Source organism: Sphingopyxis fribergensis, assembly GCF_000803645.1.
Taxonomy (GTDB): Bacteria; Pseudomonadota; Alphaproteobacteria; order Sphingomonadales; family Sphingomonadaceae; genus Sphingopyxis; species Sphingopyxis fribergensis.
Window position 1 is genome coordinate 3,369,831 of sequence record NZ_CP009122.1, and the last position, 13,729, is coordinate 3,383,559.

11 protein-coding genes and 1 other annotated feature are annotated in these 13,729 nt (G+C 64.0%); of the genes, 10 read left to right on the plus strand and 1 reads right to left on the minus strand.

Features of this window, described 5'->3' with window-relative positions:
* Positions 1–8 precede the first annotated feature (8 nt).
* From thpD to SKP52_RS15645, 8 genes are all read left to right on the plus strand, one after another.
* Complete coding sequence (thpD, locus tag SKP52_RS15610) at positions 9–929, plus strand: ectoine hydroxylase (RefSeq protein ID WP_039576234.1); 921 nt, start codon at positions 9–11, stop codon at positions 927–929.
* Positions 926–2,368 carry an aspartate kinase gene (locus SKP52_RS15615; protein ID WP_039576236.1) on the plus strand — a complete coding sequence of 481 codons (1,443 nt, stop codon included), beginning with the start codon at positions 926–928 and terminating at the stop codon, positions 2,366–2,368. The genes thpD and SKP52_RS15615 overlap by 4 nt, the downstream gene beginning before the upstream one ends.
* 21 nt (positions 2,369–2,389) lie before the next feature.
* Positions 2,390–3,658, plus strand: coding sequence for an MFS transporter (locus tag SKP52_RS15620; RefSeq protein ID WP_039576239.1), 1,269 nt, complete (start codon positions 2,390–2,392; stop codon positions 3,656–3,658).
* Position 3,659: 1 nt separating this feature from the next.
* Positions 3,660–5,015 carry an MFS transporter gene (locus tag SKP52_RS15625; protein ID WP_039581253.1) on the plus strand — a complete coding sequence of 452 codons (1,356 nt, stop codon included), beginning with the start codon at positions 3,660–3,662 and terminating at the stop codon, positions 5,013–5,015.
* A 76-nt stretch (positions 5,016–5,091) separates the two neighbouring features.
* A complete protein-coding gene (locus SKP52_RS15630) occupies positions 5,092–6,897 on the plus strand; it encodes a cation:proton antiporter (RefSeq protein WP_039576241.1) in 1,806 nt (601 codons plus the stop codon).
* The gene (locus SKP52_RS15635) at positions 6,894–7,208 is read left to right on the plus strand and encodes a fasciclin domain-containing protein (protein WP_052208379.1); all 315 of its coding nucleotides are present in this window, start codon (positions 6,894–6,896) and stop codon (positions 7,206–7,208) included. Before SKP52_RS15630 ends, SKP52_RS15635 begins: the two co-directional genes overlap by 4 nt.
* A gap of 446 nt (positions 7,209–7,654) precedes the next feature.
* Positions 7,655–9,496, plus strand: coding sequence for an SLC13 family permease (locus SKP52_RS15640; protein ID WP_081997406.1), 1,842 nt, complete (start codon positions 7,655–7,657; stop codon positions 9,494–9,496).
* 43 nt (positions 9,497–9,539) lie between these two features.
* Positions 9,540–10,061 (plus strand): GFA family protein, encoded by a 522-nt coding sequence (locus tag SKP52_RS15645; RefSeq protein WP_228383669.1) that lies wholly within the window; start codon positions 9,540–9,542, stop codon positions 10,059–10,061.
* 21 nt (positions 10,062–10,082) lie between these two features.
* Here the strand turns inward: SKP52_RS15645 and SKP52_RS15650 are convergent, their stop codons facing one another.
* Complete coding sequence (locus SKP52_RS15650) at positions 10,083–11,411, minus strand: chloride channel protein (RefSeq protein WP_039576245.1); 1,329 nt, start codon at positions 11,409–11,411, stop codon at positions 10,083–10,085.
* 303 nt (positions 11,412–11,714) lie between these two features.
* Positions 11,715–11,770, plus strand: a sequence feature (sul1 is cis-regulatory element that is thought to sense ions involved in sulfur or methionine metabolism; They are found in Alphaproteobacteria).
* 59 nt (positions 11,771–11,829) lie between these two features.
* Here SKP52_RS15650 and SKP52_RS15655 point away from each other — a divergent pair.
* Positions 11,830–13,326 (plus strand): SulP family inorganic anion transporter, encoded by a 1,497-nt coding sequence (locus SKP52_RS15655; protein ID WP_039576246.1) that lies wholly within the window; start codon positions 11,830–11,832, stop codon positions 13,324–13,326.
* 135 nt (positions 13,327–13,461) lie between these two features.
* Positions 13,462–13,719, plus strand: a complete 258-nt coding sequence (locus tag SKP52_RS15660; protein WP_039576248.1) for a hypothetical protein — start codon at positions 13,462–13,464, stop codon at positions 13,717–13,719.
* Positions 13,720–13,729: the final 10 nt, after the last annotated feature.

The following is a 13,729-nucleotide window of genomic DNA, read 5'->3' on the forward strand; positions in this document are numbered from 1 at the left end:
GATTTTCCATGATTGACCTCTACCCATCGCGCCATGCCGCGGCAGCAGAGATGCGGCCGCGGCAGGATCCCGTCGTCCATAGCGAATGGAGCAACGACGCGCCGATCAGCCCGGCGCAGGCCGCACAATTCGACCGCGACGGCTATATCGTGCTCGAGGATATCTTCTCGGACGATGAAGTCGCCTTCCTGCAAAAGGCCGCGGGCGCGCTGCTAGCGGATCCGGCCGCGCTCGACCAAGACACGATCGTAACCGAGCCGCAGGAAAAAGAAATCCGGTCGATCTTCGAGATTCACCGGCAGAATGCGGTCATGGCGCGCCTCGCCGCCGATGCGCGCCTCGCCGACGTCGCAAAATTCCTGCTCGGCGACGAGGTCTATATCCATCAGTCGCGGCTCAACTATAAACCGGGTTTCACCGGCAAGGAATTCTACTGGCACAGTGATTTCGAGACCTGGCATGTCGAGGACGGCATGCCGCGGATGCGCGCGCTGTCGATGTCGATCCTGCTCGCCGATAACACCCCGCATAACGGGCCGCTGATGGTCCTGCCGGGATCGCATCGCACCTATCTCACCTGCATCGGCGAGACGCCCGACGATCATTATCTGAGTTCGCTCAAGCGCCAGGAATATGGCGTCCCCGACGAAGACAGCCTCGCCGAACTGGCGCACAGGCATGGCATCGTTGCGCCAACCGGCAAGCCGGGGACCGTGATCCTGTTCGACTGCAATCTCATGCACGGTTCGAACGGCAACATCACGCCCTTCCCGCGCGCGAATGCGTTTCTTGTCTATAATGCGGTCAGCAACCGGCTCGAAGAGCCGTTCGGCGCGCCCAAGCCCCGCCCCTGGTTTCTCGCCCATCGCGGCGATCCACAGCCGCTGCGGAGCGAACGGGGGCAGCTCAATGAGCCGGTGCCGGCATGACGGGCGGCCATAGCGTCGAGAAGATCGGCGGCACCTCCATGGCGGCGACCGAAACGCTGCTCGACAATGTCCTCATCGCGGGCCGCACGGGTCCCGATCTGTACCAGCGCATCTTCGTCGTATCGGCCTATGCCGGAATGACCGACCTGCTGCTCGAAAACAAGAAAAGCGGCACCCCGGGTGTCTATGGCCGCTTCGTCGCCGACGACACCGCCGAAGGCTGGCGCAACGCGATCGGCGTCGTTCGCGAGGCGGTGCGCGATCGCAACGCCGCGATGTTCGCGCAAGCGAAGAGCCGCGCCGAAGCGGATGCCTTTATCGAGCAACGGATCCGCGCTGTGTCAGCTTGCCTCGAGGATCTCGCGCGGCTGCGCAGCCACGGCCGCTTCTGCGTCAAGGAACAGTTGCTGACGCTTCGCGAACTGCTCGCGGGGATCGGCGAAGCGCATAGCGCGCATAGCACCGCGCTGCTGCTGCGCGACCGGGGTGTGAACGCCCGGTTCGTCGATCTCACCTTGTGGGATCAGGACGATCTGCGCAGCCTCGACCAGCGGATCGAGGAGGCGTTCGCGGCGATCAACCTGTCGAACACCCTCCCCATAGTGACCGGCTACGCCGGGTGCGAAGGCGGCATGGTGCGGCGCTATGCGCGCGGATATACCGAGATGACCTTCTCGCGGCTCGCGGTGCTGACCGGCGCGCGCGAGGCGATCATCCACAAGGAGTTTCACCTGTCGAGCGCTGATCCCAAGCTGGTCGGCGTGGACAAGGCGTGCAAGATCGGCCGCACAAATTATGATGTCGCCGACCAACTCGCCAATCTCGGCATGGAAGCGATCCATCCGGGCGCGGGCCGCGGCCTGCGCCAGACCGATATTCCGCTGCGCATTCGCAACACCTTCGACCGCGAGGATGAGGGCACACTGGTGACTGGCGACTATGTCTCGGACGTCCCGCGCGTCGAGATCGTCACCGGCATTCGCCAGATGCAGGCGCTGCAATTCTTCGAGCAGGATATGGTCGGGATCAAAGGCTATGACAGCGCGATCCTCGAGTCGCTGGCCCGCCACGGCGTGTGGATCGTCAGCAAATCGTCGAACGCCAACACGATCACCCATTATCTCGCCGCATCGCCCGACGCGGTGACGAAGGTGATCGCCGATCTGCAGAAAGACTATCCCGACGCCTCCATTTCGGCGCAGCCGGTGGCGATGGTGTCGGCGATCGGCAGCGACATCTCGCGCCCCGGGCTTGTTCCCGACGCGCTGCGCGCGCTCGATGAGGCGGGGATCATGATGATCGCGATGCAACACCAGATCCGCAACGTCGATATCCAGTTCATCATCGAATGCCGCGACTTCGACGCGGCGGTGCGCGCCCTTCACCGGGCGCTGGTCGAGGATGAGGGGCAAGCGGCCGAGGGCCGGCGCGCCGCCTGACGCGGCCGCCGACGACATCTGATGCTCGCAACGATCCTGCCGGTCCGCAGCCTGCTGATTGCCATCTTTGTGCTGATGGCGGGCAGCGGTTTTCTGTCGACCCTGATCGGGCTCCGGCTTGAGCGCGCCGGCAGCGGGACAATGGTCATCGGACTCGTCGCGACCGCTTATTTTGCGGGACTTGTGATCGGCGCGCTCAGGGCAGGCGATATTGTGCGGCGCGTCGGCCATATCCGCGCCTTCGCCGCCTTTGTCGCGCTGCTGTCCGCGAGCACGCTCGCCTATGCGCTGTTCGCGCAACCCCTCCTTTGGGGCGCGCTGCGGCTGGTCGACGGGCTTTGCGTCGCCGGCGTCTTCGTTTGTGTCGAAAGCTGGCTCAACGACCGCGCCGAAACGGGCACGCGCGGCACGGTGCTCGCCTGGTATATGGTCGCGCTCTATTCGGGCCAGGCGTTCGGCCAGCTGATCCTGCGTTCGGGCAACACCGCCCCGCAGGTCCCTTTCCAAATTGCCGCGATTCTGATTTCGCTGGCGATCATCCCGGTCTGCCTGACCCGGAGCAGCGCGCCGGTTCTCGAAGATGCCGCGTCGCTACCGCTGCGGCGCCTGTTCGAGGCCTCGCCCCTCGGTGTCGTGGGAGCGGGCGTCACCGGCCTGTTGCTTGGCGCCTTCTATGGCCTGGCGGCCATTTACGCGCGCCGGATCGGGCTCGACCTTGGCGAGACCGCGACCTTCATGATGACGGTCATCCTCGGCGGCGTCGCGCTGCAATGGCCGCTCGGCCGATTGTCGGATCGCTACGACCGCCGCCGTATCATCCTCATCTGCTTCGCCGCCACCTGGGCGACGAGCATCGGGCTGGCGACGCAGCCGCAGGGGTTCCTCCTCTTCGGTCTCGGTGCCGCCTTTGGCGGATTGAGCTTCGCGCTCTATCCGCTTTGCGTCGCCTATGCGAACGACCGGCTGCTTCCGTCCGAGCGCGTAACGGCCAGCGGTCAACTCGTGCTCCTCTATTCTGCCGGCGCGGCGCTCGGCCCGCTCGGCGCAGCGGCTTCGATGACTCTCACAAATGCCGGCGGGCTCTTCCTCTTCATCGCGCTGGCGGCCGCCGCGATGCTCGCCTTCGGGATGTGGCGCGTCGCGACGAGCGATCCCGTCCCAGGCGACCAGCAGCAGGATTTCCAGATTCTGCCGCGCACCACTCCGGTCGCGGCTCTGCTCGACCCGGCCGGCCCCGACCACCCCGCCTTTCAACCAAACCCAACGCCACAGGTGATCAATGGACAATGAGATGACGCTCCACGCGCCGGGCCACGCGCCGGGCCACCCGCCGCCCTTCCCCGAGCCTTCGCCGCTCCACCGCGCGGTCGGCGCCTCGGCGCTCGGCAATGCGGTCGAATGGTTCGATTATGGCATCTATGCCTATGGCCTGACCTATATCTCAGCCGCGCTTTTCCCGGGCGATACCGAAGAGGCGGTGCTGTTCGCGCTCGCAACCTTCGCCATATCCTTCCTCATCCGTCCGCTCGGCGGGCTCTTCTGGGGCCCGCTCGGCGATCGCATCGGACGTAAATCGGTGCTCGCGATGACGATCCTCCTGATGGCGGGCGCAACCTTCGCCGTCGGCCTCATTCCATCCTATGACGCGGTGGGTTTCTGGGCACCGGCGGCGCTCGTCCTCTTACGGATGCTCCAGGGCTTTTCCACCGGCGGCGAATATGGCGGCGCGGCGACCTTCATGGCCGAATATGCACCTGACGACCGCCGCGGCTTTTATGGCAGTTTCCTCGAATTTGGGACGCTGGCCGGCTTCTCGCTCGGGGCGGCGCTCATGCTGGGCTATTCGCTGCACCTCGGCGACGAAGCGATGCACGAATGGGGCTGGCGCATTCCCTTTCTGATCGCGGGGCCGATCGGGCTCGTCGGAATGTATCTGCGGTCCAAGATGGAGGACACGCCGATCTTCCGCGAAGAAATGGCTGCGGCCGAGGAGCGCAAGCCGCCGGGGCTCGGCAGCTTGATGCGTAATCACTGGCGTCCGCTGCTGGTCGTCGGCGGGCTCGTCGTCGCACTCAACGTCGTCAACTATTCGCTGCTGAGCTATATGCCGACCTATCTCCAGCGGCGCATCGGCCTGTCGAGCGAGGAGGCTCTGCTCGTCCCGATCATCGGCATGGTCTTCATGATGATCTTCCTGCCGTTCGCCGGCGCGCTTTCCGACCGGGTCGGCCGCAAGCCGATGTGGCGCTGGTCGCTGATCGGCCTGCTGCTGCTTGTCGTGCCGCTCTATATGCTGATCGGAACAGGGTTTGCAGGCGCGATTATCGGCTTCATGGCGCTCGGCCTGCTCTACGTCCCGCAGCTCGCGACGATATCGGCGACCTTTCCGGCGATGTTCCCGACCGCGGTCCGTTTCGCAGGCTTCGCGATCGCCTATAATATCTCGACGTCGATCTTCGGCGGCACCGCGCCGATCGTCGGCAGCGGCCTGATCAGCCTGACCGGCGATCCGCTCATGCCGGCTTATTATATGATGCTCGCTTGTCTGGTGGGACTGGTGGCCCTCCGCTTCATGCCGGAAACGGCCGGGCGCTCGCTACGGGAAAATCCCTTCGAACCGGCTCCCCGATCACTCGCCGACAAATAGGAACGCGCCGCAGACTGCGGACAGCTTTGCTTTCGGCGCTGGAACCAATTGCCGTCGTGCCGCATAGGCTGGCGACATGTTCGCGATTGAATCCCTGCTCGTCAAAATTGCCCTGATCGGGGTTATCGGCATCGGCGCGCAGTGGGTCGCCTGGCGAACCGGGCGCCCCGCGATCGCGCTGATGCTGATCGCCGGCATCATCGCAGGCCCGATTCTCGGCCTGATCGACCCCGAGCGCGATTTCGGGGCCCTGCGCGAACCGGTGATCAAGCTGGCGGTTGCCATCATCCTGTTCGAGGGCGGGCTGAGCCTCAAGTTTCGTGAGCTGCGCAACGCAGGGGTGGCGGTGTTCATGCTCGTCTTCGTCGGCGTTCCGGTGGGCTGGGCGCTCGGCACCGCCGCCGCATATTATGGCGCGGGCCTGCCGTTCGAACTCGCGGCACTGTTCGGCGGCGTCATGGTCGTGACGGGGCCGACCGTGATCGTCCCCTTGCTGCGCTCGCTCAACATCGCGCCGCGCGTCAAGAATATGCTCAAATGGGAAGCGATCGTGAATGACCCGATCGGCGCGCTGCTCGCCGTGGGCGTCTTCAGCTATATCACCCATGGCGGGGCCGGCGCCAATAGCGCGTCGATCCTCATCGATGTCGGCGCGGCGAGCATCCTCGCCATGGTGATCGGCGGCGCCGCCGGCTTTGCACTGACCTGGGTTTTCCCGCGCGGCTGGGTGCCCGAATATCTCAAAGCGCCCGTTCTGCTGACCACGGTGATCGCCGTCTTCGTTCTCTCCGATCTCGTGATGCACGAAACCGGGCTGATCACGGTCACGATCATGGGCGTCGTGATGGCCAATCGCGAAACCTATTCGAGCCACCACCTGCTGCGCTTCAAGGAGGATCTGACGATCCTGCTCGTCTCGGGCGTCTTCATCATTCTGTCCGCCACGCTCAATTGGGAGGTCGTGCGCAACTTCGAGCTTCGCTTCGTCATTTTCCTGCTGTTGCTGCTCTTCGTCGTGCGGCCGCTCACCATCATGACCGCGCTGCTCTTTACCCGCGTTCCGTTCAAGGAACGGTTGTTCGTTGCCTGGATAGCGCCGCGCGGCATCGTCGCCGTCGCGGTGACGGGGCTTTTCGCGCTGCGTCTCTCGGACCTTGGCATCGCCGGCGCCGAGGCGCTGGTGCCGCTCGGGTTCGGCGTCGTGATCGTGACGATCTTTGCCCACGGCTTTACGGCGGCGCGGTTCGCGCGCTGGCTCGGGCTCGACCGCGGCAAGGGGAATGGGGTGCTTCTCGTCGGCGCCAACAGCTGGACGATCGCGTTCGCCGACTTCATCAAGGCGCAAGGCCGCGAGGTGCTGATTGCCGACGCCAGCAAGCTCGCGCTGCGCCGCGCCAGGCGAAACGGCATTCCCGTCTATCAGGGCGATATCGTCGATGAGGCGCATGACGACGACATCGACATGGGCCAATATCAGCAACTGATCGCGGCGACCGACAACGACAGCTACAATGCCTTGATATGCAGCGAGCTCGCACCCGAAGTGGGATCCGACCGCGTCAGCCGTATCATCGGCGAATCGGGGGCTGGCAGCCGGCGCCGGGGGCGGGTGTTCACCCTCGCTGGCACGCCGATCGAGGAATTGCTCGATCGCCTTCAATCGGGCTGGACCTTCGGCCGCACGCGGATCACCGAGAAATTCACCTACGCGCACTTCGTCGCGCGCATGAAAGCCAATGGCGGCGACAGCCTGGCCGTCGCACGGCCGTCGGGCGACCTCATGATCTTCTCGGCCGAACACCGCCCATCGGTCGTCACGGGTGACATCCTATGGACCTTCGTTCCCCCTGAGACCCAAGTGCGCAAACCAGCTGAAGCTTGAGCGGCAAGATCTGGACCGCCGCAAGTAAAAAGGGCAGATTTTGGCCATTTTCTGCATCCGTTGCACTGAACTTCCATGTCGTTCCGGGTCGGCTGACCGCCGTTGAATTTTATAAGAAGATCAAGGCCGGCGGCGGGAGCGCGGTTCTGACGACGGTCGCCGGCGAGGATCTGAAACTCACCGAGGCCCAAGGCAACATCAAGATCGAGGGCACGCAGGGCAGCGTCGGCTTTGTGACCGAAACCGATGTCGAACAATCAAACGGCATGATCCATGTGATCAACGGCGTGTTGATGCCAACAATAGGCTGAACAGCCTCGCGGCTACCCCTCGTCCCGGGTGGCTAGAAGCGTAAAAATCGCGCAGGCCATCATCATACCGCCGGCGCCGAGCCCAACAAGCATGTTGGTCAAATGGCATTTTGGGAGGCGGCTATCCCATGTCAAACGGTCTGCCGTCGCTTTCGCGCTTAAAGTGGCCTCTTGGCCGACCCGATCAGACCCATTTCTGGCGCAACGGGGCAGCCTTGCCAGTCCCCCCCACCCGAGAGCGAGTGCGAGTGCGATGCATTTCCAATTCGTCGGGCGACTGAGGCAGGCCGGTCAATGCGATCCCGTCCCCCTTCGAGGTGCCGGCAAGACGAGGCTGGCCAAGCGGCCGTAACCCGTCCAGTCTTGCACGACCGCCGCCGGACAGAATGGGGACCCAATGCCTTGTACGAAAGCCAGTAAAGCCAATCCTGCATTGTGGCGGACGCATGCGCCGCGGCAATTCGATTGCGGCAAAGACGGGCGGATACCTCGTGCTTGAGACGCCGCCACCGCATGCGATCGGCGCCCTGCTGCTCACTTTCGCGATGTTCTATGGCTTTGTGTCGGGGCGGGTTCGGGTCGAAATCATCTCGCTTTTGACGCTTGGGGTCATTGCACTGGCGCTCTTCATCGCTCCGCTTCCCGGCCAATCCCCGACCGACGGCCTGAAACTCGCCTTTGAAGGCTTCGGGCATTATGCCCTTGTGACCATCTGCGCCCTGATGATCATCGGACGCGGTCTTGTGACCACGGGCGCATTGGAACCAGCCGCGAGGACGTTGACGAAAGTCTGGCGCTTCAACCGCCAGCTGGGTCTTCTGGTGACATTGCTGCTTGCGATGTTCATGAGCATGATGGTCAACGACACGCCGGTGGTCGTGCTTTTGCTACCCATCCTCGTGTCGTTGGCCGCGCGCGGCGGGATGCCCGCTTCAAAGACCTTGATACCGGTGAATAGCGCGGTCCTGATCGGCGGCATGGCGACGACGATCGGCACATCGACCAATTTGCTGGTCGTCGGCATTGCCACTGACATGGGCATGCGACCGATGGGCGTATTCGATTTCACGCCGATCGTTCTCATTGCCGCGCTGGTAGCGCTACCCTTCATATGGCTGGTGATGCCGCGGCTGCTTCCTGATAATTCGCCGGCAAGCGGACACCAGCCGCGGTGTTTCCGCGCCACGCTGAGGCTCGGCGAGCGATCGATGGCGATCGGCAAGACAATCGACGCGGTCAGGAGGCTCCTGCCCGACGAGACGACCGTCGCCGGACCGGCCGACCGGATTCTTACCGCGGGCGCACGTCTCACCATTTCCGCGCCTCACGAAGCGCTGGAGGAAACAGTCCGGCTGCTGGGTGCCCACGCGGCGCCGCCATGGCTGATGGAAAGGCTTAACGCGGATTATGCGAGAACCGGCGACGATCTTTCGGTCGTCGAACTCGCAATTGCGTCCGATTCCGGCCTCATCGGCAAGCGGATAACCGAATCGGGCGTCGCCGAGACTTATAATGTGGCGATACTCGGAACCCACTCCGGTCGGCCGGGGCTGGACTCGCTCAACGACACCGATGCCGATACGTCGTTGTCCGAAGGCGACATTCTGTTGGTCGCTGGCGCGCTGGCGAATGTCCAGAAACTCGCTCGCGGCGAAAATCTCCTCGTTCTGGAGGGGTTGAGAGAGATGCCCCGGACGATGAAAGCGCCGCTCGCGCTCGCGATCATGGCGGGCGCGGTGATCCCGGCGAGTATCGGCCTCGTGCCCATTGCGATCTCGTCGCTCGGCGGCGCCATCCTGATGTTCGCCACCGGCTGCGTTAAGTTCGACAGGGTCGGACGCGCGCTCTCGGCGAAGGTCATCGTATTGATCGCCGCCAGTATCGCGATCGGCCGGATCGTGCTCGACAGCGGCGCGGCGGAATGGCTCAGCCAGCTGATCGCTCTTGGCCTTCAGTTCCTGCCCGCCGCTGGCGTGCTTGCGACGATCATGTTGTTCGTGACGCTTCTCACCAACTTCGCCTCGAACGCGACCGCTGCGGCGGTCGGCACCCCCATCGCCTTCAACCTGGCCGAACAGCTCGGAATCCCGGTCGAACCGCTTGTCCTGGCGGTGCTGTTCGGATGCAATCTCTGTTACGCGACCCCTGTCGCCTATCAGACGAACATGCTGATCATGTCGGCCGGCGAGTATAAGTTCGGCGACTATACGCGAACCGGTGTGCCGCTGGTCGGATTGATGATCGTGACCCTGTCCGCATTGCTCGTTTTTCGTTACGGGCTGCATTGAAACGGCACCAAATGCTGATGGCCCGTCAATCAAGGGCCGACCTTTGCAGGAAGATCAAGGCTCGGGGTCACGCGGCAGTGCAATTGCGGACCCGCGACAGGCCTGTGCCAAACCGGCCGAACATGATAGCCATCTGCCCATGGATCGACGTGCCGCCTGTCATTGCGAGCAGCTCGTGCTGGCCTGCGCGGGCGAGCCCAGAAAGATTTCGCTCTGCCATTGCCTGGATTGCCAGCGAAGGACCGGATCGCTTTTCAGCGTGGCAGCGTTTTTCCCGCGCGAGCAGATCACCCCGATTTCGGGCGAAGCGAAGAGCTTCACGCGCGCATCGGCCAGCGGTTTCCCGGTGACCTTCCATTTCTGTCCGGCATGCGGCTCGACGCTTTCGTGGGAGGCCGCGCGTCTGCCCGACCTGATCGGCGTAGCGGCAGGCGCATTTGCGCAGCCCGATTTTCCGATGCCTAGTCAGGCCGTCTGGACTCAGGACCGCCATCCCTGGATCCAACTTCCAGAGCCTATCGTCACCCATGCCCGAAACCCTGAAAAGGCCGCTCGGAAGGAATGACAGGCGTATCCGTCTCGACCGCTAAACGTCGCCGGACCGCGCCGCCGGCATCATCCGCCGCGAAAGTCCGTGATAGAGGCGGGTCGGGCAAATTTGTGCGCTCGCCCAGTCGGCAACGAGCGCGGTTGCGAACAACGGCAGGATGACGCCGCGCGCAGCGGTCGCCTCGATGAGTATGATGACGGCCGTCAGCGGCGCCCGTACGACGCCGACAAAATAGGCGACCATGCCCATCATCACGATGGCGCCCGCCGGACTGCCAGGAAACATCGGGGTTAGCAGATTTCCGAAACCTGCTCCCACCGCAAGCGATGGGGCGAAGATGCCGCCGGGCGCTCCGCTCAAGGTCGAGGCCAAGGCGGAAGTGAATTTGGCGGGGAAGATCCAGAGATCGCCGCGATGGCCCTCGACGAGGAATTTCGTGATATCATAGCCCGTGCCCCAGGTTGCGCCGCCCGACGCAATGCCGACGATCGCGACGACGAGGCCGCAAGCGGCCGCGAACAGAACGGGGCGCGACGCCGCGCGGCGCGCCCAGGGCGACGCCCGTTCGCTGGCGGCGAGCACGATACGAGCGAACAGGCCGCCGAGCAGACCGCCGCCGAGGCCGACGACGGGCGCCACCAGCAGGACATCCGATACGGGCAGCGTCTCCCGCATCACGCCGAAATAGATATAGTCGCCAGCGATCGAGAGACTGACGAGACCCGCGATCATCACCGCACCCATCGTCAGGACGGCGACGCGCTGCTCATACGCCGCCGCAAGTTCCTCGATCGCGAACGCGATCCCGCCCAGCGGCGTGTTGAACGCTGCCGCGACACCTGCCGCCCCGCCGGCGATGAAGACGCCGGCGGTGATGCGGACGCGCAGCAAGCGGTGAACGGCAACCATGATCGCCGCACTCACCTGCACCGTCGGTCCCTCACGGCCGACCGATCCGCCCACCGCGAGCGTTGCGAGCGTGAGCCCGAGCTTGGCAAAGGCGGTGCGAAGCGAGACGAGCGGCCCCTTCGCTTCCAGCTCGGGCCGGCGGCTCGCGGCGATAATCTGCGGAATGCCTGACCCGCGCGAGGCCGGAAAATAGCGGTTCGCGGCCCAGACGATCAATGCGAAGCCCGCGGGCGTGATCAGCAGCGGCATCCACCATATGCGGTCGGTCGCGAGGAAGATCAGCCGCTGAGCGCGATCGCCGGCAGCGGCGAATGCGAGCGCGACAAGTCCGAGCAGCACGGCACCGCTGATCATTGCGACGCGGCGGTGAATATCGACCACTTCGGTTTTCGCACGGCGGTTGAGACGCAGCTGCCAGAGGCGCAGCCAGCGCGGACGAGTCGGCTTGGCGGGCATAGCTCCATGTGGAGGCACCGCGGCGAGGGTGCAACCCCGCCGGGGATTTCCGACGCGACCGCGCCAAGGGTCGCCATCGCCTTTGTCTGAGTTGACGCCGCCTTTGTTGCGGACGCCCAAACTCTAGCGCCTGGTCGTGGCGCGATCATAATGATATCGCCAGGACCGGGATGCTCATCGAGGTTCGGCAAAAATCCAAATGGCCTATTTGAGAATGATCGCGTCCAGACGAAAAATTACGATAAGGCGGCACTGGATGGGCTTGCGCTGCACTTCAGCATCAGGATAGAGGGCCTTTATTCGCAAGGACCCGGTGTAACTCCGGGTGGCTATTCCGGCCGCCTATCCGCCGGACAACATCGCACATGCAAATCAAGTTTGTCCGCCCGGGCACCATGTGTCTTGATGTGAGCTTTTCATGTTCAACGGACTTTCCACGTACCGCCAGCAATGGTTCGCCGGCGCCGCGACCGCTCGCGCCGACGTCCTCGCGGGAATTGTCGTCGCCCTCGCCCTCATTCCCGAGGCGATCGGGTTTTCGATCATTGCGGGTGTCGATCCGCGCGTCGGCCTTTATGCCTCGATCGCGATCGCGATCGTCATTTCCTTTACCGGCGGCCGGCCCGGCATGATCTCGGCGGCGACAGCCGCGGTCGCCGTTCTCGTCGTTCCGCTCGTACGCGAGCATGGGGTCGAATATCTTTTCGCCGCGACGATCCTGATGGGCCTCATCCAGATCATCGCCGGCCTTTTGCGTCTCGATCTCGTCATGCAGTTCGTGTCGCGCTCAGTGATCACGGGGTTCGTCAACGCGCTAGCGATCCTCATCTTCATGGCACAGCTCCCGCAGCTCATCAATGTGACCTGGCAGGCCTATGTCATGGTCGCAGGGGGCCTCGCGATCATCTACCTATTGCCGCGCCTGACCAAGGTGGTGCCATCACCGCTCGTCGCTATCCTCGTCCTGTCCTTCATCAGCATATGGTTCGGCCTCCCCGTCAACACCGTCGGCGATATGGGCAAGCTGCCCGAAGGTTTGCCGAGCATCGTCCTGCCGAACGTGCCGCTCACGCTGGAAACGCTGCAAATCATCCTTCCCTATTCACTGACAATGGCGGCGGTGGGCCTGCTCGAATCGTTGCTCACAGCGCAGATTGTCGATGATATGACCCACAGCGACAGCGACAAGCGCCGCGAGTGCGCCGGGCAGGGAAGCGCCAACATCGCCGCCGCCCTCGTCGGCGGCATGGGCGGCTGCGCCATGATCGGACAGTCGGTCATCAACGTCACCTCTGGTGGCCGCACGCGGCTATCGACGTTCACGGCCGGCGCGACGCTGCTCATCCTGCTTGCGCTGCTCGGCCCCTATGTCGGCCGGATGCCGATGCCCGCGCTCGTCGCAGTCATGGTCATGGTGTCGATCGGAACCTTCAGCTGGAACTCAATCGTCAACCTCCGCCGCCATCCGCCCACCTCGTCGATCGTCATGCTGACCACCGTGGTCGTCGTCGTGGCGACGCACGACCTTTCGCTCGGCGTGCTCGCCGGCGTCCTGCTGTCGGGCATCTTCTTCGCCGCCAAGGTTCAGCGGATGTTCGATGTGCGCCGGGACCTTCACCCGGGCGGCACGCGCGCGACCTATTTCGTGACCGGCCAGATCTTCTTCGCGTCGGTCGATCGTTTCACCCGCAGCTTCAATGCCGATGAGACCGCCACCGACATTCTCATCGATGTGTCCGCGGCGCATTTCTGGGACATCTCAGCGGTCGGCGCGCTCGACAAGATCGTCGCGCGCCTGCTCCGCGAAGGCCGCACCGTGGAGGTCGTCGGATATAATCGGGCCAGCGCCGACATCGTCGACAAATTTGCGCTGTACGACAAGACGGGCGTCGAACTCGGCGCGGTTCCGCACTAGCCGCGCGGCCCGCGCGGGCTCGACATAGAAACGAAAATTTAATTGCGCGAAGGCCGGGCAGAGAATTTTCCCGGACCGTCCGGATTGGCGGCATCGCGGACGCGCGCGGCGCTTTGCCAGTTTCCGTTGAGGCGCATGTCGGAATTCACCTGCAATGACAGCGTGTGCGGGGCGCGACATTTCGAGAGGGTCGGGCTGGGAGCTCGCGCAATCCTCCGCCGGCCTGTTCAGCACAGCGGCAGCAACTACGGGATTCTCAAAACCATGGGCGTCGGCGATGCCCGAAGCGGGCGAGCGAGCTTCGTCTTCACCAGCGCCGCGAACGGCAATGCGCTCGCGGCCAGGATCATAAGGCAGGCGACGTGGATCGACCGGTTGAAGCCCCTGATCTGATCATCAGGCC

Excerpts from the sequence above, each read along its gene's own strand:
- thpD (WP_039576234.1), top strand. The coding sequence starts at position 9 with ATGATTGACCTCTACCCATCGCGCCATGCCGCGGCAGCAGAGATGCGG.
- SKP52_RS15615 (WP_039576236.1), top strand. The coding sequence starts at position 926 with ATGACGGGCGGCCATAGCGTCGAGAAGATCGGCGGCACCTCCATGGCG.
- SKP52_RS15620 (WP_039576239.1), top strand. The coding sequence starts at position 2,390 with ATGCTCGCAACGATCCTGCCGGTCCGCAGCCTGCTGATTGCCATCTTT.
- SKP52_RS15625 (WP_039581253.1), top strand. The coding sequence starts at position 3,660 with ATGACGCTCCACGCGCCGGGCCACGCGCCGGGCCACCCGCCGCCCTTC.
- SKP52_RS15630 (WP_039576241.1), top strand. The coding sequence starts at position 5,092 with ATGTTCGCGATTGAATCCCTGCTCGTCAAAATTGCCCTGATCGGGGTT.
- SKP52_RS15640 (WP_081997406.1), top strand. The coding sequence starts at position 7,655 with ATGCGCCGCGGCAATTCGATTGCGGCAAAGACGGGCGGATACCTCGTG.
- SKP52_RS15650 (WP_039576245.1), bottom strand. The coding sequence starts at position 11,411 with ATGCCCGCCAAGCCGACTCGTCCGCGCTGGCTGCGCCTCTGGCAGCTG.
- SKP52_RS15655 (WP_039576246.1), top strand. The coding sequence starts at position 11,830 with ATGTTCAACGGACTTTCCACGTACCGCCAGCAATGGTTCGCCGGCGCC.
- SKP52_RS15660 (WP_039576248.1), top strand. The coding sequence starts at position 13,462 with ATGTCGGAATTCACCTGCAATGACAGCGTGTGCGGGGCGCGACATTTC.